This is a genomic window from Streptomyces sp. LS1784 (assembly GCF_020103755.1).
GTDB lineage: Bacteria > Actinomycetota > Actinomycetes > Streptomycetales > Streptomycetaceae > Kitasatospora.
Genome location: NZ_JAHSQD010000066.1, coordinates 1 through 25047, shown reverse-complemented (window position 1 = coordinate 25047; position 25047 = coordinate 1). Strand labels below are relative to the sequence as shown.

Genomic DNA, 25047 nt, shown 5'->3' with positions numbered 1-25047 from the left:
AGTTCGGAGAGGACGGCGGCCTGGCGGGCGACCTCGTCGATCTCGCCGGTGACGGTGGAGGCCACCGTGGTGGTGGTGCCGTGCTCCAGGTGGGTGCGGGCGGCCAGCAGTGCCTCCTCGGCGATGCCGGAGGCGTACGAGGCGCCACCGCCGCCGTGGACGTGCAGGTCGACGAAGCCGGGCACGACGGTGTACCCGGTCAGGTCGAGATCGCCGGGCTCGGTGTCGCCGCCGAGGCCGGCGATGCGCTCGCCCTCGACGGCGATGCGCTCGCCCTCGACGGCGAGGCGGTCGCCCTCGACGACGCCGCCGGGCAGGACCAGTCGGGCGCCGGCCAGGGCAGTACGGTCCGTGGCGATCACGGCCTCCTTGGGAACGGGAAGGGGAACACCGGGTGTCCGGCTTCGAGCCGGGCCGCCCGGCCCGCGGGGCGGACCCCGCGGGCCGCGCGGGTCACGGCTGGACGGTCAGTGCGAACACGTGGATCGCGGGGGCCTCGGGCAGCCTGACGGAACGGATCGTTTTGCCGGGCGTCAGCGGGACGGTGTTGGTGAAGACGCCGTAGCTGATGCCGAAGTTGGCCGGACCGGTGGGCGTGTTGCGGTGGTCCATGGTGAACGCCGTCTTTGCGCCGTAGGCGTCGGTCGGGGTGCAGCACCAGTTGGGGAAGCCGAGTTGGCCGGTGCTGGTGGTGCCGTCGGTGTAGGTGACGGTGACCGTGCCGGAGGCGAAGCCCGCGTCGGCCCCGAGGAAGCCCAGCGCCTGGCCCTGGCCGCCGAAGGTGATCTCCTGACCGGCGGCCGACACGTTGTCGTTGGTGCCCGCGGCCGCCGACGGCCAGGTGAAGCTGAGACCGTTGGCGCTGATCGCGGCGCCCGCGGTGGCGCCGGTCTGGGCCAGGGCCTGCGTCGAGTAACTGTCCCCGCCGCCGTCGAAGTTGCCGGGGGCGGTGTCGCTCTCGGAGGTGGCGCCGACGTTGTTGAACGCGGCCTCCAACGAGGGGTAGGGCACGACCTGCGTGATCGTCTGCTCACCGCTGACCGTGTCGACCGCGGTCGACTGTGCCCGGTAGCTCGCGGTGGCGGTGATCGCCGTGACCGTGGTGCCGGGGGTGCCCTGGGGGCCGCGCACCGTCACCGTGGCCGACGCGGCCTCGCCCGGTGCGACGCGCGGCAGCGCGACGGTCGCCGGGGTGACGCTCCAGCCGGCGGGAGCGCTGATCTTCAGCTGGACGTCGCTCAGCGCGACGGCGCCGTGATCGGCCAGGCTGACCTGGTAAGTCCCGGGACTCTGCGCCGTGCTGACGTCGCTCCAGGTGATGGCGGTCTCGGGCGCCAGGTTGCGGGCCGCGCCGGGGTGGACCCGGTAGAGCACCGTGGCGTGCGGCGGCACGTTCGCGGAGATCACGCCGGTCGTCCCGGTGGCCTTCTTGCTCACCAGGTCGTCGAGCCGGTAGCCGGCGGCGGCGGGCAGACCGGCCTGGGCGGCGGTCGTGGTGATCGTCTGCGCGGAGTCGGAGGCGTTGAAGAGCGCGACCGCGCGATCCCCGCCGGCCAGTGGCTTGCTCAGCACGTCGTAGCCGGTTCCGTGCTGGACGACGCGCCCCTGGACACCGAGCCGGTCCTGGTCGACGGCGATGACGTCGCTGTTGCCGAGCACGGCCAGCGCGGCGGGGGAGAGGTGGGTGAGATCGGTGCTGGAGATCAGCGGTGCGGCCATCATCGCCCACAGCGAGATCTGGCTCTGGATCTCGTCCTGGCTGAGCCCGGAGTCACCGGCGAGCAGGAAGTCGGGGTCGTTCCACCGCCCCGGTCGCTGCAGGTCGGCCAACCCGACGTTGTAGCCGTAGTTGTACGTGATCGACGCCCACTTGGCGGGGCCGGTCTCCTGGCCGAGCGCGATGTCCGCGCCCTCCCGCCACAGGTTGCCGAGCTGCGAGGACCAGCGGATCGTCGAGTCCCAGTTCGGCAGGTCCTGGAAGTAGGCGGGCGCGGAGATCGAGAAGACCATCGGGCGGTGGGTGTTGAGCAGCGCCCGGCTCATCGCGGTGTAGGTGTCGCGGTAGCTCTGCTCGTCGGTCTCGCCGGGCTTGGTGGGGACGTTGCAGCCGTCGAGCTTGACGTAGTCGACAGCCCAGGACGCGAACAGGTCCGCGTCCTGCTGCCAGTGGTCGAGGGAGCCGGGGTAACCGCCACAGGTGGCCGTCCCGGCATCCTCGTAGATGCCGAACTTCAGCCCGAGCTCGTGGAGTTGCCGACCGACGTAGGCCATCCCATGGGGGAACAGGGTCGGGTCGGCGACCAGGTTGCCCTTGGCGTCGCGCTGTTTGGTCATCCAGCAGTCGTCGATGGTGACGGTGTCGTACCCCTTCTTCGCCAGCCCGGTGGTGACGAGGGCCTGGGCGTTGCCGAGGATCGTCTGCTCGTCGATCCCGCACTGGTAGTACGACCAGTCGTTCCAGCCCATGGGCGGAGTGGGGGCGTAGTTGGGGTACTGGGCGACGGCGCCGGGCGGGGTGGGCTCCGCGGCGGCCGCGGGCCGGGCCAGGAGTGTTCCTGCGGACGCGGCGGCGAGTGTCGTGCAGCAGGCGACGGTGGCACGGAGCCACCGGGGGAGGGTGGTTGACACGCTTTGACCTCACGGCATCTCGGGGTCAGGGGCATGGTGGCTGACGTTGTCTCAGCCGGATCATTTCTACGAGGATCTGCTTATGTTTGACAAGAACGCCTCAGAAACAATCAGTAACGCGCATGACCGGTGCAGGTTGAGAGCATGGGCAGTGCGTGCAGGCCATGGCGGAGCGCGAGGTCGCGCTTCGCCATGCGACCTCGTGGAGTGGCCGGGCCTACTTGACCGAGCCGGCGGTGAGTCCGGAGACGACGTGCCGTTCGATCACCGCGAAGAGCACGACCACCGGCACGATGGCCACCAGCGAGGCAGCGAACACGTAGTTCCACTGCACGCTGTAGGCGCCGATCATGTTGTTGATGCCGACGGTGAGCGGTTGCCGGTCGGGCGAGTTGGTGAGGGTCAGGCCCATGATGAACTCGTTCCAGGCCGAGATGAACGTGAAGATCACGGCGGTGACCACGCCGGGCAGCGCGAGCGGCAGGGTGACGCGGAACAGCGCGCCGATGCGGCCGTTGCCGTCGATCATCGCGGCTTCCTCCAGCTCCATCGGGATCGAGCCGATGTAGGCGCTGAGGATCCAGATCGCGAAGGCCAGGTTGAAGGCGGCGTTCGCGATCACCAGGACGATCGGGGTGTCCAGCAGGTCCAGCGCATAGAACTCGCGGTACAGGCCGACCTGCAGGGCGGTGGGCTGGAACATCTGGGTGACCAGTACCAGCAGCAGGAAGGCCTTGCGGCCGCGGAAGCGCACCCGGGCGGTGTAGTACGCGGCGGGCAGGGCGACCAGCAGGACGAGCAGCGTGGAGCCGCCGGCCACCAGCAGGGTGATCCGGAGGTTCTGGCCGAGGGTGGTGTCGGTCCAGACCCTGGTGAACGAGGACCAGTCGAAGTGCGTCGGCAGGTAGGAGTTGTCGCGCAGCTGGTCGGCCGGGCGACCGCCGGTGATCAGCATCTCGACGTACGGCAGCAGGAAGAGCGCGGCGAGCGCCCAGGCCAGTGCGGTGAGCAGGACGGTCCGGGCGCGCGGGCGGCGCGTCGCCGGCGGCGACTGAAGGGTGGTCATCAGCTCTCCTCCCCGTTCCAGCGGCTGACCTTGAGGAAGACGACCACCATGAGGATCACGACGGCGAAGTTGACCACGGACATGGCGGCGGACTCGGCGACGTCGTAACCGCGCAGCATGTACATGAACACGGTGGTGGTGGCGGTGTCGGCGTTCGGGCCGCCCTGGGTCATGCCCCAGATGACCGGGAACGAGTTGAAGACGTTGATCAGGTTGATCACCAGACCGACCAGGAAGGCCGGGCGCAGCAGTGGCAGGGTGACCTTGCGGTAGGTCTGCCAGGGCGTGGCGCCGTCGACCCTGGCCGCCTCGTAGACCTCGGCGGGGATGGTCTGCAGGCCGGCCAGCAGGGTGTAGGTGGTGAACGGCAGTGAGACGAAGACGGCGACGAGGACCAGCCAGGGCTTGGCGTGGGCGGCGTCGCCGAGCCAGGCCTGGGCGTGATCGGTCAGGCCGAGATCGAGCAGCAGCCGGTTGAACACGCCGGCGACCTGGTCGAGCATCCAGCGGAAGCCGATCGCGGTCATCAGCACGGAGGCTGCCCACGGGGCGATGAGCGCCCAGCGGGTGACGCGGCGGCCGGGGAAGTTCTGGTTGAACAGTTGGGCCAGCGCGAGCGAGATCAGCATGGTCAGGCCGACGACCGCGACCGTCCAGACGGCGGTCCAGGTGAGCACTCCGGGAAGGCGGGGGTCACTGAAGAGCTTGTGGTACTTGATCAGACCGGCCGGGCCGTGGTCGGTGCCGGTGGTGTCGATCCGGCGCAGCGAGGTGGTGACCATCTCGATGACCGGCCACACGACCACGCCCAGGATGAGCACGAGGGCCGGGGCCAGCCAGGGCAGTGGCCCGAGCCGGGCGAACAGGGGGCGGCGCCTGGGTGACGGGCCCGTCGGCGGAGCGGCCGGCCGGGCGTCCGTGCTGCTGGGGGAGGACACGGCGTGGATTCCCCGTGCGGTCACCCGGGTCATTCGCCGGCCTGCTGGGCGGCCTGCTGGAGCGCGTCGAGGGTCTTCTTCGGGTCGCTGACCGCGCTACCGATCTGGGTCTTGATCTGCGCGGAGACGGCCGGCCAGGTCGGGTCGCTGAGCGGGTAGAACGTGGCGGTGGGCAGGGCCTGGAGGAACGGCGCCAGGGCCTTCTCGTCCGGGTCGGCCTGGAGGGCGGTGAGCGCGGACTGGGTCACCGGCAACAGGCTGTACTCCTTGTCGAACTTCACCGTGTTGTCCTTGCTGTAGGCGAAGTCGAGGAAGGCCTTGATCTGGTCCTTGTGGCCGCCCTTCCTGAAGGCCATCATCCAGTCGGCGACGCCGAGGGTGGCCTTGCCGGTGCCGTCCTTGCTGGGCATCGCGGTCCAGGTGACGTCCATGTTCTTGACGTCGTTCAGCTGGGTGGGGATGCCGTTGAGCATGCCGACCTTGCCGGAGGCGAAGTCCTTGGCGAGGTCGGTGCGGTTGACGGAGGCGGGGCTCTGTTCGGTCAGGCCTGCGTCCACCCAGCTCTTGAGCTGGCCGAAGGTGTCCACGTTGGCCTGCGAGTTGATGGTGTACTTGCCCTTGGCGTCCTGGTAGCCGCCGTGGTTCTCCAGCATCCAGATGAACGACTCGCCCTGCGCCTCCTCCTTGCCCAGCGGTACGCCGAGAGGGATCTCCACGCCGGCGTTCTTCAGCGCGGTGGCGTCGGCGGTGAGGTCGGCCCAGGTCTTCGGCGGGTCGGCCGGATCGAGGCCGGCCTTCTTGAAGAGCGCGTTGTTGATCAGGAACATCCGGGCGCTGGAGATGAACGGGATGCCGTACTGGGTGCCGTCCTGTTCACCGGCGTGTGCCATCGCGGGGAGGAAGTCGGTGGCGGTGCTGCCGGAGAGGACGTCCTGGGCCGGGTAGAGCTGGCCGTTCTTGGCGAAGTCGGCGTAGCCGCCGGTCTGCAGGATGTCCGGCTGGTTGCCGTTCTGCACCATCGTCTTGACCTGGGTGTCGATGTCGTTCCAGTTGATGACCTGGAGGTCGACCTTGATCTTGGGGTTCTGCTGCTCGAAGGCGGAGATCACGCCCTGCCAGTACGCCTGACTCGGGTTCTGGCCGTTGGAGCCGTAGTCGGCGGCGACGAACCTGATCGTCGTCACGCCGTCGGCTGAGGTCGAACCGGAGGCCGAGCCCTTGCTGCATCCGGACAGTGCGAGCGTTCCGGCCACGGTGGCCGCCGACAGGGCGAGAAGGCGTCGCTTCATCTCTGGTACCGCCTTTGCAGCTGGGGCCGACTCCGCGGCCGCCCGGGTGGGGGATGGTGCGACCTGCGCGAACATGCGCCGTGTGATCGATATTCGCTCAATATCGAGCATCGACGCGAACAGAGTCTGCCCCGTTGGCATCCAGGGCCACAAGACCGTTGCCGTCGACGACTTCGGATGTGCCGCAGCAGCGCCGGTCGTCCGCACGGCGCGCTGACGTCGGGCGGCACCACGACGACGGCCGCCGGCACTCCCGTCGACCTGTAATCCTGTGGCTACTCCTGCGGTGCGGCACCGAACGCGGGCGCTACACGCAGCGGACGTCCACCCCGCGGGCGGTGAACCGCTCCACCAGCTCCTCCGGAGCGTCGGCGTCGGTGACGAGCACATCGATCGCGCTCGTGTCGCAGACCTGCGCGAACGCGCGCTTGCCGAGTTTGGTGGAGTCGGCCACCACGATCACCCGCTCCGCCCGCTCGGCCATCGCCCGGTTGGCGCTGGCCTCGCCCTCGTCGTGGGTGGCCGCGCCGAACTGCGAGTCGACGGCGTTGACTCCGAGGATCGCGAAGTCCAGCGAGATCGCCTGCAGCATCATGGTCGCCAGCGGGCCGATCAGTTCATAGGACTGCGGCCGGGCCACGCCGCCGGTGACCACGGTCTTCACGTACGGGCGCACCGCCAGCTCGTTGGCGATGTTGATCGCGTTGGTGACCACGGTCAGCGCCGTCTGACTGCCGTGGCCGGCCAGGTCGGTACGGGTGGCGAGCTCGCGGGCCACCTCGGAGGTGGTGGTGCCACCGTTGAGCCCGACCACCGCGCCGGGCGGGACGAGCGCGGCGGCGGCCTTCGCGATGCGCTGCTTCTCGCCGGCCTGACGCGCGGTCTTGTAGCGAAGGGGTAGGTCGTACGCGACTTCGCTCAGCACCGCGCCACCGCGCGTTCGGGTCAGCAACTGCTGGCGGGCGAGCTCGTCCATGTCCCGGCGTACGGTGGCCGCGGAGACGCCCAGCAGCTCGGCCGCCGTCGTGACGTCGATCCGGCCCCGGTCGCCAAGGATCTCAAGCAGCCGCGACCAGCGCTCATCCGGGCTCATCATCACTCCTCAACTCGGCCGTCCAGGTCACGAGCCTATCCGCCGGTCACCGCCGGCCGAGCGGTGCGTGCCCCTGGCAGCACTATTGCTCATAGATGACGCATTGAGCTATGAATAGCTCAGTTTCGAGCAGGCGCTTGCAGCGTGACGCAGCGCTCCGGGCCGACCGATGCCCGAATACCACCCGTGCCCCCAGCGAGGAGAACCCTGATGAGTCACGTCGAGCGGGAGATCGCCAGCCAGCCGGAGTGCTGGCGCAAGGCGCTGGAACTGGAGCCCGCCGGGCTGCCGGAGCGCGGCGAGCGGGTGGCCGTGATCGGCTGCGGCACCTCGCTCTACATCGCGCAGGCGTACGCGGGCCTGCGCGAGGGCGCCGGCCTCGGCGAGACCGACGCCTTCGCGGCCTCCGAGTTCCCTGCCGCCCGCCGCTACGACCGCGTCGTCGCCATCACCCGCTCGGGCACCACGACCGAGGTGCTGGCCGCACTGGAGCGCTGCGGCACGACGCCGACCGTCGCGCTCACCGGCGACCTCGCCACCCCGATCAGCACGGCCGCGAACACGGTGATCGACCTGGAGTTCGCCGACGAGAAGTCGGTGGTGCAGACCCGCTTCGCCACCACCGCGCTGGCGCTGCTGCGCGGCCACCTCGGCCTCACCCCCGCCGACCTGACCGCGCACGCCGAGCGGGCGCTGGCCGACCCGCTGCCCGAACGGGCCGTCGAGGCGAGCCAGTTCACCTTCCTCGGGACCGGCTGGACGGCCGGTCTGGCCAACGAGGCGGCGCTCAAGCTGCGCGAGGCGTCCGGGTCGTGGACCGAGTCCTACCCGGCGATGGAGTACCGGCACGGCCCGATCAGCGTCACCGGCCCGAACAGCGTCGTGTGGTTCTTCGGCGAGCCGCCGACCGGACTGGTGGACCAGGTCCGGCCGACCGGCGCCGTGCTGTCGGTGAGCACGCTGGACCCGATGGCCGACCTGATCCGCGCCCAGCGGCTCGCCGTCGAGCTGGCCAAGGGCCGTGGCCTGGACCCCGACCAGCCGCAGGGCCTCACCCGCTCCATCGTGCTGACCCGGCCGTGAGCGCCACGGCGATCGCCCTCGACGTCGGCGGCACCTACATCAAGGGCGCGGCGGTGGCCGAGGACGGCGGCCTGTGCCACACCGAGCGCTGGTTCACCCGGGCCGAGCGCGGACCCGAGGCCGTGCTGGAGACCGTCCTCGACTGCGCCGCCGAACTCGCCGAGCGCTTCCGCCCGGCCGCCGCGGGGATCGCCGTGCCCGGCATCGTCGACGAACCGGCCGGCATCGCGGTGCTGGCCGCCAACCTCGGCTGGCGCGATCTGCCCGTCCGGCGCTGGCTGAACGAACACCTGGGCATCCCGATCGCGTTCGGGCACGACGTGCGGGCCGGCGGCATCGCCGAGGCCAGGGCGGGCGCCGGCCGCGGCAGCCGCAACTTCCTCTTCGTCCCGGTCGGCACCGGCATCGCCGCCGCCGTGATGGTCGACGGGCGCCCGCTCACCGGCAGCCACACCCGCGCCGGCGAGCTCGGCCACCTGGTGGTCCGCCCCGGCGGCGAGCTCTGCGCCTGCGGCACCCACGGCTGCGTGGAGACCCTCGCCTCGGCCGCCGCCATCGCCCGCCGCTACACCACCGCCACCGGCGAGCCGGACATCACCGCCAAGAAGGTCGGCGAGCGCGCCGCGACCGGGGACCGCGCGGCCGCCACCGTCTGGCGGGAGGCCGTCGACGCGCTCGCCGACGGCCTGGCGAGCACGGTCACCCTGCTCGACCCTGAGCGGATCGTGATCGGCGGCGGCCTCTCCCGGGCGGGCGAGCCGTACTTCGCGCCACTGCGGGCGGCCTTGGCGGCGCGGCTCACCTTCCAGGCGGTACCGGAGCTCGTACCCGCCGAACTCGGCCACGAGGCAGGCTGTTTCGGTGCCGGACTGCTCGCGCAGGACCTCCTCGGAGCGGGAGTGGCGGCGTGATCCTGACCGTCACGCTCAACGCGGCACTGGACATCACCCACCACCTGGACCGGCTGCGCCCGCACGGCGCCAACCGCGTCCGGACGGTGGCCGAGCGCGCGGGTGGCAAGGGCGTCAACGTCGCCCGGGTCCTGCACGCCCTCGGCCACCCGACCGTGGTCACCGGCCTGGTCGGCGGCCTCACCGGCCGGGCGATCCGCGCCGAACTGGCCGCTGCCGGCCTGGCCGACCGCATGCTGACGATCGCGGGCGAGTCCCGGCGGACGGTGGCCGTGGTCGAGGAGAGCGTCGGGGACACCACGATCCTGCTCGAACCCGGCCCGGTGGTGGGCGCCGAGGAATGGGCGCGGTTCCTCGACCATCTCGACGCACTTCTGCCGGACGCCGCGGCGGTGGTCCTCGCAGGCAGCCTCCCGCGTGGCGTCCCCGAAGACGCCTACGCCCACCTGCTCCGGCTCGCGCACGCGCGCGACGTCCCGGCGGTGCTCGACGCCGACGGGGCGGCGCTGCGTATGGCGCTGCCGGCCGGACCGGCCCTGATCAAGCCGAACGCGGACGAACTCGCCGCCGTCACCCGCCTGGCGGACCCGGTGGCCGCCGCCCGCGCGCTGCACACCGCCGGAGCCGGGGCAGTGGTCGCCTCGCTCGGCGCCGACGGCCTCATCGCCGTCACCGCGCAGGGTGGTTGGCAAGCCCGCCCGCCGGAGCGGCTGGCCGGCAACCCGACCGGCGCCGGCGATGCCGCGGTCGCCGCGCTCACCCTCGGCCTGGTCACCGGCGAGCCCTGGCCCGACCGGCTGACCGAGGCCGTGGCACTGTCCGCGGCCGCCGTTGCCGCACCGATCGCCGGTGACTTCGACCCCGCCGTCCACCAGGCCCTGCAGACCAGGGTGGACGTCCGACCGTTCGCGACCGAGGAGCTCAAGCCATGCCCCTGACCGGAACCGGCGAGATCGCCACCGCCGCCATGGCTGCCGCGCGCGGCGTCGGCGCGTTCAACGTCATCCAGCTCGAACACGCCCAGGCGATCGTCGCCGGCGCCGAGGCCGCCGGTGCTCCGGTCATCCTGCAGATCAGCGAGAACGCCGTCCGCTACCACGGCGCCCTCGCTCCGATCGGAGCCGCCACCCTCACCGTCGCCCGCGCCGCCAAGGTGCCGGTCGCGGTCCACCTGGACCACGCCACGTCCGTCGAACTCGTCCACGAGGCAGTCGAGTTGGGCCTCACCTCGGTGATGTTCGACGCCTCCGTGCTCGCCTACGAGGAGAACGTGCGCACCACCGCCGAGGTGGTCGAGCACTGCCACGCGGCGGGCGTCTGGGTGGAGGCCGAACTCGGTGAGGTCGGCGGCAAGGACGGCGTCCACGCACCCGGCGTGCGCACCGATCCCGCCGAGGCCGCGGCGTTCGTCGCCGCCACCGGCGTGGACGCGCTCGCGGTGGCCGTCGGCACCTCGCACGCCATGCTCACCCGCGACGCGGCACTCGACTTCGAGCTCATCGGACGGCTGCGTGAGGCGGTCCCGGTGCCGCTGGTGCTGCACGGCTCCTCCGGCGTGGCGGACGAGGACCTCACCGCCGCGGTGGATGCCGGCATGACCAAGGTCAACATCGCCACTCACCTCAACCAGGTGTTCACCACCACCGTCCGCCGGACCCTGGCCGACGACGCGCGGCTGGTCGACACCCGCCGCTACCTCGGTCCGGCCCGCACGGCCGTCGCCGCCGAGGTCGCCCGTCTGCTCGGCGTGCTCAAGGCAACGCTCCCCACCGGCGGCCTGAGCCACGACCGCCGCTCGCAGCCGGCCTGAACCCGCCGCCGGCGAGCGGCCGCAGCCGCCACACGGCAACTGCCGCCCGTCCCGGTCAGTCGAGCGCGGCGGCGCGGAGCCGCCTGGTCAGCTGGTGGCCGGCACCACGACGAGTTCGCCTACCGCGTCGGCGAGCGCGCTGCGGGCCACCGCCGGGAGGGCGTCGTCGGTGATGAAGCAGTCGACCTCCGTCAGGGACGCGAAGCTGCTCAGGCCGACGACGCCCCACTTGGTGTGGTCGGCGACCACGACGGTCCGGCGGGCGGAGGCGATCAGGGCACGGTTGGTCTGCGCCTCGGCGAGGTTGGGCGTGGTGAGTCCGGCCTGGTCGCTGACGCCGTGCACGCCGAGGACGAGCAGGTCCACGTGGAGGGTGCGGATCGTCTGGTCCGCGAGGGCTCCCACCAGGGCCGCGGAGCGGGTCGGTGCCCCTCCGGTCAACAGCAGCGACGGGACGGTCTCCGTTCCGTCGCTCTCCGCTGCCCAGAGCAGGTCGGCGATCCGCAGGGAGTTGGTGACGACGGTCAGCCGGGGGATGTCCAGCAGCCGGGAGGCGACGGCGTAGGTGGTGGTGCCGGCGGACAGCGCGACCACGGTGCCCGGTTCCACCAGTTGCGCGGCGGCGTCGGCCAGTGCGGCCTTGGTGCTCTCCTCCAGCCCGGATTTGACGTCGAAGCCGGGCTCGAAGCTGCTGGCGGTTCCCGTGGCGACCGCTCCGCCGTGGACCTTCTGCACGGTGCCGTGGTGGGTGAGCGCGTCCAGGTCGCGGCGGATCGTCATGTCGGAGACGCCGAACCGGGTGACCAGGTCGGCGACGCGGACGGCGCCGGTGCGGCGGATCTCGTCGAGTATCAGCGCGCGGCGCTGGGCGGCGAACATGGTCTGGTCAGCCACGGAGGTCCTTCCGGTCGGCCGGGCACGCGGGGTCGGAGCGGTCTCGTCGGCGACCAGGAACACGGCCGGGTCGGCCGGGACTATTATCACCGGACCCCGGCACGCGACTTCATCCCGGTGGACGGTCGCGCGGAGCGCGGAGCGCGGAGCGCGGAGCGCGGGGCCCGGGCGCACGGCGAGAGGCCGGGTGGCCCGTGGAACACTCCACGGGCCACCCGGCCTCTTCGTCGACGTTCCGGTTACTCCTCGGTCGAGCCGAGGTCCACATGCTCGCGGAGCTCCACCGTGCGGGCGCGATGTGCGGCGTGCCTACCCGCCCGGGGTCGGCGCCCGGCTTGCTCAGGAGGCGGCCGGTTCCCGGGCCGGCCGGCGGAGGCGCCTGGGTGCGGGCCGGCTCATGCGCAGGTGAGGATGGGAGTCGCCCAGTCGGCGTGGTCGGAGGCGTTGCCGTCGCCGGCGTCGGTGACCTGGAGGGTGAGCTCGTCGGCGCCGGTGAGCGGGGCGGTGAGGTGCACGGCCGCGTTCGCGCCGGTCAGTGTTCCGCTGTCGGCGACCTTGACGCCGTCGGCGAGGATCTGGAACACCACGGAGCCACGGATTCCCGACTCGGAGTCGACGCCCACGTCGGTGCTCAGGCCGGTGCACGCGCCGCCGAGGTAGTACGTGACGGCGGAGGCGGCGTGCACGCCGAGGCCCTTGGCGTAGGTGGTGGCGCCGATGGTGAGGGTGTGTCCGTCGCCGGCGCCCGTCTCACCGTTGCTCTGGTCGTGCTCGACAGGGCCCCAACCGTTGGTGGCGGTGGACCAGGCGAGGTCGCTGAGGGGGTGGGCGCCGGCGCTCGGGCCCTTGCCGCAGGCGATGCGGGGCTCTGCCCAGTCGGCGTGGTCGGCCGCCGTGCCGTCGCCGGCGTCGGTGACCAGCAGGCGTAGGTCGTGGCCGCCGGTCAGGTCGGCGTTCAAGTGCAGCGGGCCGTCGGTGCCGCGGCGGACGCCGCTGTCGGCGACCAGGGTCCGGTCGCGGTAGACCCGGAAGACCACCGAGCCGTTGCTGCCCGCCTCGTCGTCGACTCCGACGTCGACGGTGAGGTTCCGGCAGGTGCCGCCGAGGTGGTACCGGACGTCGGAGGTGGCGTTGACGCCGAGGCCCTTGGCGTAGGTGGTGCCGCCGATGGTGAGGGTGTGTCCGTCGCCGGCCGCTGCCCCACCGTTGCTGTGGTCGCGCTCGACCGGGCCCCAACCGTTGGTGGCCGAGGTCCAGGCCAGGTCGCCGAGTTGGAGGAGCCCGGTGGGCATCGGGGCCGGGTTCTTCGGAGTGACCCGGTACATCACGGTGCCGTGGGAGGGAACCGAGGCGCTGATCGCACCGTGGGAGGTGGTGGTCTTCTTCGACCACAGGTCCTTGACGGTGTACGAGGACGCGCCGCCGATGCCGGCGGCTGCCGCGGTGGTGCTGATGGTCTGCGGGCTGGTGCTCTCGTTGGTCAGCGTGATCGCACGGCTTCCGTCGGCCAGCGGCTTGCTCATGACGACCAGGCCGTCGGAGTCGGCGATGACGGTTCCCTGGGCGCCGAGCGGATCCTGGTCGACGGCGATGACGTCGGTGTTCCTCAGGATCGCGAGGGTGGCCGGGCTCGCGGTGCGCAGGTCGCTGCCGATCAGCAGCGGGGCGGCCATCTCCGACCAGAGGCTGAAGTGGGTGCGGTACTCGGTGTCGGTCATCCCGCCGTTGCCGACCTCCAGCATGTCCGGGTCGTTCCAGTGCCCGGGCCCGGCGTACGGCGCCAGCGCCTGGTTGGCGTGCGCGATGCCGATCATGCTGTCCCAGGAGTCGGAGATGTCGCCCGTGGTCCGCCAGGAGTTGCCGAGCGGCTCGGCCCAGGTCCAGGGCTGGTTCGTGCCCCACTCGCAGATGCTGAACAGGATCGGGCGGCCGGTGGCCTTCAGGGCCTCACCCATCGCCGTGTAGCGCTGTTTGGCGTCCAGGCCCAGGTTGTTGCAATTGTCGTACTTGAGGTAGTCGACGCCCCAGGAGGCCCACTGGTTCGCGTCCTGTTGCTCGTGACCGAGGCCGCCGGGGAAGCCCGGGACGTCGCAGGTCGAGGTGCCGGCACTGGAGTACAGGCCGAATTTCAGGCCCTTGGAGTGGACGTAGTCCGCGACCGCCTTGATGCCGTTCGGGAAGCGCACCGGATCGGGCACCAGGTCGCCGGAGGCGTCGCGGAGAGGCAGCGCCCAGCAGTCGTCCAGGTTGACGTAGGTGTAGCCGGCGTCCTTGAGACCCTGCGAGACGAAGATGTCCGCGATGCCCTTGACCATCGACTCGTTGAACTCGGCCCGGCAGTGGGTGGAGTTCCAGTTGTTGAAGCCCATCTGCGGGGTGCGGGCCAAGGTGTTCTCCGCGGCGGCTGCCGGGGGCGCGGTGGCGACGTCGAGACCGACGGCGGCCATGACGGCGAGCGCTCCTCCGCCGGTCAGGAGAGTGAGCGCGGTTGTTGCCGCTGTCAGGGATCGTCGAAGCCTGTGTGGGACGGCAAAGGGCATGGGGGAGCTCCACTTTGACGAGGCGAGAGGTGTCGGGGCCGCCCGGGGCACGGGTGGAGCGAAGTGCCGCCGGTCGAACACTTTCTGACGGGCAGGTGAGGTGCTGACCGCTCGATGGAGCGGGTATCAACGCAATCAATCAGAACCAACCGCAATCCAACGTCCGGGTCACAGGAAAGCCTGCCGCTCGGGCGAGCGTCAAGACCTTGGGCGCAAGGAGCTGCCCCTAGTCGACTCGAAACCCCCATACTCAGTCACGATCCAACATGGGGCGCATGGCTGGTTCGGAGTGAGGGGCCGTCGACATCGTCCTTGGTTGCCGGCGGAGTCGGTGCCGATGAGCCGGGCGCCGGGCCGGATGAACCGGCGCGCGCGGATGTCCGAGATGGCGGGGGCCGGCTGCCTGTCGCTTCCCCGGGGAAATGTTGGCGCAAACAGCTTCTGTTGGAGAGTGTTGGGCTTGGATGTGTCAAGCTCGCGCCGTGTTGTCGAACGAAATCAAACAGATTCACACGGCAGAGGAAACGGGCACCGCCGGTGCACTCGCGGCACCGACGGTCCCCGTCTCGTGTCCGGGGGGCCCGCGTCAGGCGGGCAGGCCGACCGCGCGCTCGCGGTTGCGGCGCTGCTGGATGACGACGGCGGCGACCAGCAGGGTGCCCTGGGCGACGTTCTGCCAGAAGGCGTTGATGCCCTGGACGGTGAGGCCGTTCTGCAGTGCGCCGAGCAGCGCGACGGCGAGCAGGGTGCCGCCGATGCTGCCTTTGCCGCCCTTGAGGGCGCAGCCGCCGAGGGCGGCGGCGGTGATCGACTGGAGCTCCAGGCCCTCGCTGCCGGAGACCGGCTGGCCGCTGCCGGTGCGGGCGGTGAGGAGGACTCCGGCGAGGGCGGCGACGGTGCCGGAGAGGGCGTAGGCGGCGATCAGGTACTTGTTGAGGTTGATGCCGGCCAGGCGGGCGGCGGTGTCGTTGCCGCCGATGGCGTAGATGTTGCGGCCGATGTCGGTGTAGGTGAGCAGGGCGTGCACGGCGGCGGCGGTGAGGATCAGCAGCCAGACCATGGTGGGCAGGCCGGCGATCTTGCCGCGGCTGAGGAAGACGAAGACCGGGTCGCCCAGCACGTAGCCCTGGGCGCGGCCGTCCGAGACGAGCTGGGCGACGCCCTTGTAGGCGGCCAGTCCGGCGAGGGTGGCGATGGTCGGGTTGACCCGGCCGTAGATGATGACGACGCCGTTGAACAGGCCGATGCCGGCGCCGATGGCGAGCGCGGCGCCGATGCCGAGGTACGGGTTGGCGCCGGTGGAGGTGAAGACCATGGCGCTGGTGACGGAGGCCAGGCCGGCCTGGGAGCCGACCGAGATGTCGAGGCCGCCGCAGATGATGACGACGGTCTGGACGACGGCCAGCAGGCCGGAGATGGTGGCGGCCTCGGCGATGACCTGGATGTTGTCCCAGCCGACGAAGTTGGGGTTGAGCGTGCCGAACAGGCCGACGACGACGGCGAGGGCGCCGATCAGGCTGAGGTTCTGGCCGCCGATCGCGGCGAGCAGGGCGCGCGGGCCGCCGGACCGGCCGGGCAGGGCCCCGGCGTCCGGCGCCGGGGCGGTCGGGGGAGTGGCGGTGCTCATGCGCCCACCTCGCTGCGCTCGGCAGGGACATTCACCCACGCGCGCCGTTCGGTGATCCGCTCGCTGCGCTCGTTCACTGGGTCTCTCCGGTCTGGGCGGGGGCGGTGGTGGCGAGGTCGTCGGCCATGGCGAGGGCGAGGATGGCCTCTTCCGTCGCCTGGTCGCGGGTGAGTTCGCCGGTGGTGCGGCCGTTCTGCATCACCACGACCCGGTCGGCGAGGCCGAGGACTTCGGGCAGTTCGGAGGAGATGACGAGGACGGCGGTGCCCTCGCGGGCGAGGTCGGCGATGATCTGGTAGATCTCGGCCTTGGCGCCGATGTCGACGCCGCGGGTGGGTTCGTCGAGGATCAGCAGGTCGGGCTTGCGGGCGAGCCAGCGGGCGAGGACGACCTTCTGTTGGTTGCCGCCGGAGAGGGTGCGGACCTCCGCCTCGATGGAGGGGGCGCGCACGCGCAGCCGATCGGCGTACTCCTGGGCGAGGTCCTTCTCCTGGCGGTGCTTCACGAACCGCCAGCGGCTGAGCCGGCGCAGGCTGACCAGCGAGGTGTTGTCGCGGATCGTGCGCTGCAGGAACAGCGCCTGGGCCTTGCGCTCCTCGGGGGCCAGGCCGATCCCGGCGGCGATGGCGGCGCGCGGGTCCTTCAGCCGCAGGACCTCGCCGCCCAGGGCCACCGTGCCGGAGCGGATCGGGGCGTCGCCGGCCAGGGCGAGGGCGAGTTCGGAGCGTCCGGCGCCGATCAGGCCGGCCAGCGCGACGACCTCACCGGCCCGGACCGTCAGGCTGACCCCGTGAACGTCGTCGGTGGTGAGCTCGCGGACGTCCAGCACGACGCGGTCGGTGGCGACGTTCTGCCGGACGAACAGCGAGGACAGGTCCCGGCCGACCATCAGCCGTACGAGCTCGCTCTCGTCGGTGGCGGCGGCATCGACCACCCCGGCCAGCGTGCCGTCGCGCAGCACGGCGATGCGGTCGGCGAGCCGGAAGATCTCCTTCATCCGGTGGGAGACGTAGATGACGGCGATGCCCTCGTCGCGCAGCCGCCCGATCAGGGCGAACAGGGCCTCGACCTCGTGCTCGGAGAGCGAGGAGGTCGGCTCGTCGAAGGCGATCGCCCGTGGCGGCACGGCGCCGGTCAGGGAGCGCATGATCTCGACCAACTGGCGCTGTGCGGCGGTGAGTTCGGAGCCGAGAAGGTCGGGGTCGAGGACCTTGTCGAAGCCCAGGCGGGCCAGGTCCGCGGTGATCCGGCGGCGCAGTTCGGCGCGGTCCAGGCGACGCAGCCCGGTGCGGGGCAGCGCGCCGGCGTAGACGTTCTCGGCGACGGGGACGTGCGGGATGATCTCGGGTTCCTGCGGGATGATCCGGATTCCGGCGCGGCGGGCGTCCTGTGGGGAGTGCAGGTCGAGGGCTTGGCCGTCCAGCAGGACGCATCCCTCGGTGGGGCGGTGGTCGCCGGTGAGGATGCGCAGCAGGGTGGACTTGCCGGCCCCGTTCTCGCCCAGCAGGGCGGTGACCTGCCCGGGCGGGAAGGTGAGGGTGACGCCCGTCAGCGCCTGGACGGCGCCGAAGTGCTTGGACACCCCCTGGGCGCTCAGGCCTGCGAAGCCTCCCGGTGGCGGGAGGGGCGAGGGTTCGGGTGGGGTCATCAAGGCCTCGTTGGCAGTGCGGTACGGACGGTCTTCGGGGGCGGCGGTGCCGGCGCGGCGGGCCGGCGAGGGCCTGTCGCACCGCCGGCTCGACACGGTGTCAGGTGCGGCGTCAGCTGCAGGACACGCCCGCGGACTGCCAGGTGGCGGCGTCGACCATCTTGGTCGGGGCGAAGGCCTCCTTGGGGAAGTCCTTGCCGTTCTTGAGCTTGTCGTACATGGTCTGCACGGACAGAGCGCCGACGTCCTTGCCGTTGATGAACAGGGCGGCCTTCATGCCGGAGGGCTTACCGGAGGCCCAGTTCTTGCAGGCCAGGTAGGCGCCCAGGCCGACGCCGTCGATGTCGTCGGGGCTGATCCCGGCGTTCTGCAGGGCGGTGACGGCGCCCTGGACGTTCTCGTCGTTGCAGCCCCAGGTCACCCAGTGCTTGACCCCGGGGTTGGCGGTGATGGTGGCGGCGACCTTGTCCTGCGCGCCGGTCGGGGTGTTGTCGGTCGCGACGTCGATCAGCTGCACGCCCGGCACGGCCTGGTCGAAGGCGTCCTTGGCGGCCTTCACGCGGTCGCCGCAGACGGTGACGTCCTGCTTCCAGGCGGAGATGATCCGGGTGTCGGCCGCGTTCCAGCCGGCCTTCTTGAACTCCTCGGCGGCGCGCCGGCCGACCTGCTGGCCCATCTGCTGGCCGGAGAAGCCGATCCGGGGCACCAGGTCGGTCGCCGCGCACTGCGCCGGAGCCGGTCCGCTCGCGCAGACCTGGTCGTCCGAGGTGAGCAGCGCGGCCTTGGCGTCCCGGGCCGTCTGGACCACCTGCGGGCCGACCGCCGGGTCCGGCACCACGATGATCAGACCGTTGCTCTTCTGCGCGATCGCGGCCTGCACTTCGCCGACCGTCTTGTTCGCGTCGTTGCCGAGGTTCACCACCTTCAGGTCGGCACCGAGCTCCGCGGCCTTGGCCTTGGCGCCCGCGGCCTCGTCCACGAAGTACTGCTGGTCGCCCTGCTTCTGCAGGTAGGTGATCGAGACCTTGCCGGACACCGGCGCGACGGGCGCGTCCGCGCTGTTCGAGGACGTCTGCCCGGTGGAGCAGGCCGTCAGACCGAGGGAGGTGACCAGGCTCAGCGCGGCGAGCGAGACCAGGCGGCCACGGAGGGACAGGTGCATGGTGGGGCTCCTGAGGGTGGGGGAATGATCGGCCGGGCAACGAAACCGATCAGGAACCATCGCAATCAAACGCGGTGCCTGCAAAGGAAACGCCGTGTTCGTATCGGCGTCAACCCGACGATCCGATCGGAGTCCTTTGAGACAGTCTTGTTATTGGGCGTCAGTCTTCTCTGTTCAGGCCTGAGTTGGCGGATCGACTGGCAAGTGTGCAGGTGCTGTCGGCTGCTTGTCGTGCGGATGTGGCTTATTGCTTCGAATCTTGCGCAAGTTGTTGATTGGTGTTGGAAGTCGGGTCTACGCTCTGCCCGTCATCCGGCATCGCGGCATGTACCTGCCATCTGTGGGCGTCGGGATCCGGAGGAACCCAGTCCCCCGCCTCCACCACTCCCCACCCCCGGAGACGCCCATGGGCCGTCAACATCCCTCCTCGACCTGGCGCGCCGCGCTGAGTGCGGCGCTCGTACTCGCCGGTGCGCTGACCACCTTGGCGGCGCCACCCGCCGCGTCCGCCGCCGGGCAGGCCGCCGTCCGGACCGCGGTCACCGTCGACGGCACCAAGCCTGGCCTCACCTTCGACGGGGTCGGCGCGATCTCCGGCGGAGGCGGCAACTCGCGCCTGCTGGTGGACTATCCGGAGCCCCAGCGCAGCCGGCTGCTCGACTACCTGTTCAAGCCCGGCTACGGCGCCTCGCTGCAGGTGCTGAAGCTGGAGATCGGTGGCGACACCAACTCCACCGACGGCGCCGAGCCGAGCATCGAGCACACCAGGGGCACCGTCGACTGCAACCAGGGCTACGAGTGGTGGCTGGCCGAGCAGGCCAAGGCCCGCAACCCCGACATCACGTTCTCCGGCCTGTCCTGGGGCGCGCCCGGCTGGATCGGCAACACCGGCAGCGGCGGCAACTTCTGGTCCCAGGACTCCATCGACTACCTGATGGACTGGATGGGCTGCGCCGCCCAGCACCACCTGAACGTCTCGTACCTCGGCGGCTGGAACGAGCGCGGCTACGACAAGGCCTGGTACGAGAACCTCAAGAGCGCGCTCGTCTCCCACGGCTACGGCGCCACCAAGGTCGTCGCCGCCGACGACGGCTGGGACGTGGCCGACGCGATGGCCACCGACCCGGCGTTCAAGAACGCCGTCGACGTCGTCGGGGTCCACTACCCGTGCGGGTACATGAGCTCCTTCAGCAACTGCCCCAGCACGCCGACCGCCCAGGCGCTCGGCAAACCGCTGTGGGCGAGCGAGAACGGCTCCGAGGACGCCGACGCCGGTGCTCCGGCGGTGGCGCGCGGGATCAACCGCGGCTACCTCGACGGCAAGATGACCTCCTTCATCAACTGGCCGGTCATCGCCGCGCTCTACCCCGACCAGTTCTTCTCCACCGACGGCATGTCGATCGCCGACCAGCCGTGGTCCGGCAACTACAGCATCGGCAGGACGACCTGGGTCACCGCGCACACCACCCAGTTCGCCAAGCCCGGCTGGCGCTACATCGACTCCGCGAGCGGGTACCTCGGCGGCGCGCGCACCAACGGCAGCTACGTCACGCTGAAGAGCACGAACAAGCGTGACTACAGCACCGTCATCGAGACCATGGACGCCACCGCCGCCCAGAGCGCGAGCTTCACCGTCACCGGCGGGCTGTCCACCGGCAAGGTCCACGTCTGGTCCACTGACCTCGACTCCGCCAACCCTGCGGACTGGTTCGTCCACCAGCAGGACGTCACCCCGGCCCACGGCAGCTACACCCTCACCCTCCAGCCCGGCCGGGTCTACACCGTGACCACCACCGCGGGCCAGGGCAAGGGCACCGCCACTCCGCCGGCCGCCGCCCCGATGAAGCTGCCCTACGCGGACGACTTCGAGAGGCCGGCCACCACCACCTCGCCGAAGTACTTCGCGGACATGAACGGCGCCTTCCAGACCGTCGCCTGCGGCGGCGGCCGGGCCGGCACCTGTCTGCGCCAGATGGCCCCGACCTCGCCGATCCGCTGGACGGACGAGCCGTACAACGCCCCGTACACGATGATGGGCGACGGCAGCTGGTCCAACTACACCGTCACCGCCGACACCCTGTTCGAGCAGTCGAGCACCGTCGAACTCCTCGGCCGGGTCAACCAGCAGGGCCGCAACAACAACGGTCTGAACGCCTACCACCTGCGGGTGAGCGACACCGGCGCCTGGTCCATCGACAAGAGCGACACCACCTGGAAGTTCACCACCCTCGCGAGCGGCACCGCGACGGCGCTGGGCACCGGCCGCTGGCACACCGTCGCGCTCACTCTCGACAACGAGACCCTCACCGCGAGCATCGACGGCACCACCGTCGGCAGCACGACGGACGGGAGCTTCACCAACGGCCGCGCCGGCCTCGGCGTGACCGGCTACCAGACCGACCAGTTCGACAACTTCGCCCTCACCCCCGGCACGCCCACCACCCACACCGGCCCGATCGCGTCCGCCCTGCCCGGCACCTGCGCCCGCCCCGCCGCCGGCGCCAGCGGTGCCGCCGTGCAGCTCTGGGCCTGCGACGGCAGCGCCGAGCAGGTGTGGACCCGCTCCAACGGCACCCTCACCCACAACGGCAAGTGCCTCGACGTCACCGGCGGCGGTACCGCCAACGGCACCCCGGTCGAACTGTGGGACTGCCACGGCGGCGCCAACCAGCAGTGGGCGCCGCAGCCGGACGGAACCCTGAGGAGCACCCAGTCCGGCCGCTGCCTCGACGACCCGGCCGCGGACACCGCCAACGGCACTCCGCTGGAGATCTGGGACTGCAACGGAGGCGCCAACCAACGATGGACGCTGCCGTAACCGCCTGACGCTCCGGACCCGATCCGACGCGACCTGCCCGCCCCCCGAGCGGCACCCACCACCCGGGGGCGGGTGCGTCGGTCGGTCCAGGCGGTGGGCGGGGTGGGCGCACAAGCAGGCGAGGTCGGCAAGAGGTCAGCATCAGCCAGTCCAGTGCGAAGGCGACCAGCGCACCCCGCTCGTGCCACAGGTGCTGGTCGTAGGCGCTGGACAGCCGGTCCGTGATCTCGATACGCCACCGACTCAGCCTGTGCCAGTGCAACTCGTCGGGAAGATCGGGCCGGAAGTCGTGTCCGCGGTCCTTCCCGCGGGTGAAGCACTCGTGCCGGGAAAGGCCTGTCGACATGCACACCACCAGGACGTCCTCGACCCGCACCCCGTGTTGCTCGGCGACACGATCCAGGTTGGCTGCCGTTGCCCGCACGACTGGCCGGCGAGTCGAAGCCGGCAGCGTCCAGCGCCCGTCCCGGCGCCGGCCGGTCTGACTCCCATTGGCCGTCGCCTGGCGGTCGGCCGGCCTCAGATCCGCCGGGCGCGCAGCACGCTGGTCAGCATCGGGAGGGTGAACTCGCCGCCGCCGGTCTCCGGTCGGCCGGCGAGATAGGTGCGGGTCTCGTCCAGCAGGGTCTCCCGCCGGCGCTCCGGCATGACCAGGATGCCCGCCTTCGTCGCGAGGGTCGCGACCAGGGAGTCCGCGGTCCGCTGCTGCCCGTGGGGGAACTCGGCCTGTTCCGCCGACTCGAACCGGGCCTCCCCGCCCGACGTGGGGAGGTGCATCCGGGCCGTCTCGGTGCGCCAACCGGCGGGCACGTCGCGCGGTCCGATGGCGGCGGGGCCGGTGACCCGGGCGAGCCCGGCCACCCAGTCGACCCGGTCGTCGAAGACGTTCCACAGGCCGGCCAGGACGCCGCCGGGTGCGAGGACCCTGGCGATCTCCGGCCCCGCGGCGTCCATGTCGAACCAGTGCATGGCGTTGCCGGACACCACGGCGTCGACGGACCCGTCCGGCAGCGGAATCGCCTCGGCGCTGCCCGGTAGTGCGCGGACGGCCGGCAGTGAGCCGCGCAGCTCGGCCAGCATCGCCGGATCGGGCTCGACCGCGACGACCTCGTAGCCCAGGGCGATCAGCGTGGCGGTGAGCTTGCCCGTTCCGGCGCCGAGGTCGAGCACCCGCGGGCCGGGCGCGGCTTCCAGGGCCCAGCGCACCGCGGCGTGCGCGTAGTCCGGGCGGTGCTCGGCGTAGGCGACCGCGGCCCGGCCGAACGACGAGCTGTGCAGCTGCCGTTCGGCCCGCGTCGACTCCTGCCCGGTGAGTGCGCTTTCACGCGTGCGGTCCTGATGGTGCTCCGTGCTGTGGTCGGTCCCCGTCATCGCAGCTCCTTCTGATCGGCGGGCCGCCCCAGGGGGCACGGCACGCGGGTGGCCGACCGGGCTCGACCTGACCCGGACGGCATGAGCTATCGGCCCGATGTATCGAACCGATACATCGGGACCATAGGCGCCGGCATGCGCAGGCACAAGGTCCACTTCCGCCGGCCGGGGGCCGGAACCGCTGCGCAGGCGTCGGGGCAGTGGATCGGGCGGATGAATTGAACGCGTTCAGAAGTCTGGGTTAGGCTGCTGCCCGAGGAACCGAGGCATGAGGGGGAACCCATGAAGGTCGTCATTCCCGGCGGAACGGGTGCGCTCGGGACGCTGCTCGACCGGAGCCTGACCGCCGCCGGACACCAGGTCGTCGTCCTGAGCCGCCGGCCTGCCGGGCCCCGGCAGATCGGCTGGGACGGACGGACCCTCGGCGCCTGGGCGGCGGAGGTCGACGGCGCCGACGTCGTGCTCAACCTCGCCGGTCGCAGCATCAACTGCCGCTACACCGAGGCGAACCGGCAGGAGATGATGGACTCGCGGGTGCACTCGACCCGCGTGGTCGGCGAGGCCATCGCGGCCGCGCGCCGGCCGCCCGCGTACTGGCTCCAGATGAGCACCGCCACCGTCTACGCCCACCGCCACGACGCCCCCAACGACGAACGGGACGGCCTGATCGGCGGCAGCGAGCCCGATGCCCCGCCCGCCTGGCGGCACAGCATCGACGTCGCCCAGGCCTGGGAACGCACCCAGGCGGAGGCCGACACCCCGCACACCCGCCGGGTCGCGCTGCGCACCGCCGCCGTCCTCGGCCCTGAGCGCGGCGGCTCCCTCGACGCGCTCTCCTGGCTGGCCCGGCTCGGCGCCGGCGGCCCCGTCGCGGGCGGCGCCCAGTACGTCTCCTGGATCCACGAGCGGGACTTCGCCCGCGCCGTCGGGTTCCTGATCGCCCGGGAGGACCTCACCGGACCGGTCAACCTCGCCGCCCCGAACCCGCTGCCCCAGCGCGAGTTCATGCGCGAGCTGCGGACCGCCTGGGGCATGCCGCTGGCCCTGCCCGCCACCCGCTGGATGGCCGAGCTGGGCGCCTTCGCGCTGCGCTCCGACACCGAACTGCTGCTGAAGAGCCGCCGCGTCGTCCCGACCCGCCTGCTCGACGCGGGCTTCGCCTTCGACTACCCGAGCTGGCCGGAGGCCGCCCGCAACCTCGTCCGGCGGCTGCGCGGACGGTAGTGCCGAGGCTTTCCCGGGGCGCCGTGCAGCAGGTTCGTCACGGGGCCGTCACAGCTCCCCGTCGGCGCTTGCCCGCGCCGAGCGCTCCCCGGGAGCGTGGAGCCACACGCAGGGGACACCAGGGGGCGGGATGCGGACGGTACGGCTGTCGTTCATGCGGCAGTGGGGAAGCAACATCGGGGTCGGCTGCGCGCTGGCTGTGGCGACGTTGATCGCGCTGGGCGGATCCGGTGCCACCAGCCCGGGGACGGCCACCCTGATCGGCGCGCTGATCGCGGGCGCGGTGGCCGTCGGGATGCCGCACGCCTTCTGGCTGCGGGAGGAGGAGGACGGCCTCACCCTGGTTCGGCTGCTGGTCCCGCGCCGCTACGCCTGGTCGGAGATCCGCGGCCTGGCCATGGAGTTCGACGAGGAGGTCGAGACCAGCGTCCGCCGGGTGACCCTGCGGCTGCGCCTCGCGGACCCGCCGGGCCGGTTCTGGGGCCCGCGGCTCGGCCAGTTCGACGTCACCGACGACGACCGGCCGCGCGGCGTCGAACCCCGCGCCCTGGCCGAGCTGTTCGCCCTGTTCGGCCGACACGACCTGCCCGTCGACCGGCCGGAGTTCGCCGACGCCGTGCTCCACGTCTACGGGCTGCCGCGGATGCCGCGCAGGCCGGTGCGCAGCGTGCCGGCCGGCCCGGTGCCCACGGCGGAACAGGCGTACGCGGACGCCCCGGGCATCGAGGAGGAGGAGAGGTACCTGGAGGGCCGCAGGAACACCGTCAAGAGCCCGCCCCGCCGACGGCGTGAGTACCTGCTGCGCAGCGCCGCGCTCGGCGACCGGATCGCGCTGGCCGGCGGTGACCCGGGCCCCGGGCATGCGGGGCGGGCGCGCATCTCGGCCGGCCGCCTGACCGAGCACGACGGCGTCGCCGCCGCGACCGACGACGACGCCCGTGCGTA

At 71.6% G+C, this 25047-nt stretch carries 17 protein-coding genes and 4 pseudogenes; 7 read left to right on the top strand and 14 right to left on the bottom strand.

All coding sequences use genetic code 11. The features are described from left to right. The 6 genes from KS423_RS11325 to KS423_RS11300 all read right to left on the bottom strand — a co-directional run. The coding region (locus KS423_RS11325) for an amidohydrolase family protein (protein WP_224277893.1) at positions 1–359 on the bottom strand (359 nt) is incomplete at its 3' end. Between the two features lie 94 nt (positions 360–453). Next, positions 454–2628 (bottom strand): NEW3 domain-containing protein, encoded by a 2175-nt coding sequence (locus tag KS423_RS11320; protein WP_224277891.1) that lies wholly within the window; start codon positions 2626–2628, stop codon positions 454–456. Between the two features lie 217 nt (positions 2629–2845). Further along, positions 2846–3694, bottom strand: a complete 849-nt coding sequence (locus KS423_RS11315) for a carbohydrate ABC transporter permease (protein ID WP_224277890.1) — start codon at positions 3692–3694, stop codon at positions 2846–2848. Continuing rightward, on the bottom strand, positions 3694–4632 hold the full coding sequence (locus KS423_RS11310) for a carbohydrate ABC transporter permease (protein ID WP_224277888.1): 939 nt from the start codon (positions 4630–4632) through the stop codon (positions 3694–3696). The genes KS423_RS11315 and KS423_RS11310 overlap by 1 nt, the downstream gene beginning before the upstream one ends. Before the next feature lie 29 nt (positions 4633–4661). Next, on the bottom strand, positions 4662–5921 hold the full coding sequence (locus KS423_RS11305; protein WP_224277886.1) for an ABC transporter substrate-binding protein: 1260 nt from the start codon (positions 5919–5921) through the stop codon (positions 4662–4664). A 307-nt stretch (positions 5922–6228) separates the two neighbouring features. Beyond that, complete coding sequence (locus KS423_RS11300) at positions 6229–7014, bottom strand: DeoR/GlpR family DNA-binding transcription regulator (RefSeq protein ID WP_224277897.1); 786 nt, start codon at positions 7012–7014, stop codon at positions 6229–6231. A 210-nt stretch (positions 7015–7224) separates the two neighbouring features. Between KS423_RS11300 and KS423_RS11295 the strand changes: the two genes are divergently transcribed. From KS423_RS11295 to KS423_RS11280, 4 genes are read left to right on the top strand one after another with little or no spacing between them, the layout of a single operon-like run. Further along, positions 7225–8097, top strand: a complete 873-nt coding sequence (locus tag KS423_RS11295; protein ID WP_224277884.1) for an SIS domain-containing protein — start codon at positions 7225–7227, stop codon at positions 8095–8097. Further along, a complete protein-coding gene (locus tag KS423_RS11290) occupies positions 8094–9008 on the top strand; it encodes an ROK family protein (protein WP_224277882.1) in 915 nt (304 codons plus the stop codon). Before KS423_RS11295 ends, KS423_RS11290 begins: the two co-directional genes overlap by 4 nt. Beyond that, the gene (locus KS423_RS11285) at positions 9005–9946 is read left to right on the top strand and encodes a 1-phosphofructokinase family hexose kinase (protein WP_224277874.1); all 942 of its coding nucleotides are present in this window, start codon (positions 9005–9007) and stop codon (positions 9944–9946) included. Before KS423_RS11290 ends, KS423_RS11285 begins: the two co-directional genes overlap by 4 nt. Next, complete coding sequence (locus KS423_RS11280) at positions 9937–10818, top strand: class II fructose-bisphosphate aldolase (RefSeq protein WP_224277850.1); 882 nt, start codon at positions 9937–9939, stop codon at positions 10816–10818. The genes KS423_RS11285 and KS423_RS11280 overlap by 10 nt, the downstream gene beginning before the upstream one ends. A gap of 87 nt (positions 10819–10905) precedes the next feature. On the opposite strand, the gene KS423_RS11275 is transcribed toward KS423_RS11280, so the two are convergent. The 6 genes and pseudogenes from KS423_RS11275 to KS423_RS11255 all read right to left on the bottom strand — a co-directional run bounded on the left by KS423_RS11275 (position 10906) and on the right by KS423_RS11255 (position 18689). Further along, positions 10906–11697: a DeoR/GlpR family DNA-binding transcription regulator gene (locus KS423_RS11275; RefSeq protein WP_224277895.1), complete on the bottom strand. Its 792-nt coding sequence runs from the start codon at positions 11695–11697 to the stop codon at positions 10906–10908. A gap of 410 nt (positions 11698–12107) precedes the next feature. Beyond that, positions 12108–12524, bottom strand: a pseudogene (locus tag KS423_RS48470) (NPCBM/NEW2 domain-containing protein); the annotation flags it as partial. A gap of 39 nt (positions 12525–12563) precedes the next feature. Next, positions 12564–14252 (bottom strand): annotated as a pseudogene (locus KS423_RS11270) (NPCBM/NEW2 domain-containing protein); the annotation flags it as partial. Between the two features lie 586 nt (positions 14253–14838). Continuing rightward, positions 14839–15879 carry an ABC transporter permease gene (locus tag KS423_RS11265; RefSeq protein WP_224277846.1) on the bottom strand — a complete coding sequence of 347 codons (1041 nt, stop codon included), beginning with the start codon at positions 15877–15879 and terminating at the stop codon, positions 14839–14841. Positions 15880–15952: 73 nt separating this feature from the next. Then, entirely contained in the window at positions 15953–17527 is a 1575-nt protein-coding gene (locus KS423_RS11260) for a sugar ABC transporter ATP-binding protein (protein ID WP_224277844.1), read from the bottom strand. 112 nt (positions 17528–17639) lie between these two features. Continuing rightward, positions 17640–18689, bottom strand: a complete 1050-nt coding sequence (locus tag KS423_RS11255) for a substrate-binding domain-containing protein (RefSeq protein WP_224277842.1) — start codon at positions 18687–18689, stop codon at positions 17640–17642. A gap of 406 nt (positions 18690–19095) precedes the next feature. Between KS423_RS11255 and KS423_RS11250 the strand changes: the two genes are divergently transcribed. After that, the gene (locus tag KS423_RS11250) at positions 19096–21507 is read left to right on the top strand and encodes a ricin-type beta-trefoil lectin domain protein (RefSeq protein WP_224277840.1); all 2412 of its coding nucleotides are present in this window, start codon (positions 19096–19098) and stop codon (positions 21505–21507) included. Between the two features lie 142 nt (positions 21508–21649). On the opposite strand, the pseudogene KS423_RS48465 reads toward KS423_RS11250, so the two are convergent. After that, positions 21650–21931 (bottom strand): annotated as a pseudogene (locus tag KS423_RS48465) (DUF6071 family protein); the annotation flags it as partial. A 95-nt stretch (positions 21932–22026) separates the two neighbouring features. Further along, positions 22027–22878, bottom strand: a complete 852-nt coding sequence (locus KS423_RS11240; RefSeq protein WP_224277838.1) for a class I SAM-dependent methyltransferase — start codon at positions 22876–22878, stop codon at positions 22027–22029. A gap of 282 nt (positions 22879–23160) precedes the next feature. On the opposite strand from KS423_RS11240, the gene KS423_RS11235 reads away from it, so the two are divergent. After that, positions 23161–24102 carry a TIGR01777 family oxidoreductase gene (locus KS423_RS11235; protein ID WP_224277836.1) on the top strand — a complete coding sequence of 314 codons (942 nt, stop codon included), beginning with the start codon at positions 23161–23163 and terminating at the stop codon, positions 24100–24102. 130 nt (positions 24103–24232) lie between these two features. Continuing rightward, positions 24233–25047 (top strand): annotated as a pseudogene (locus tag KS423_RS11230) (hypothetical protein); the annotation flags it as partial.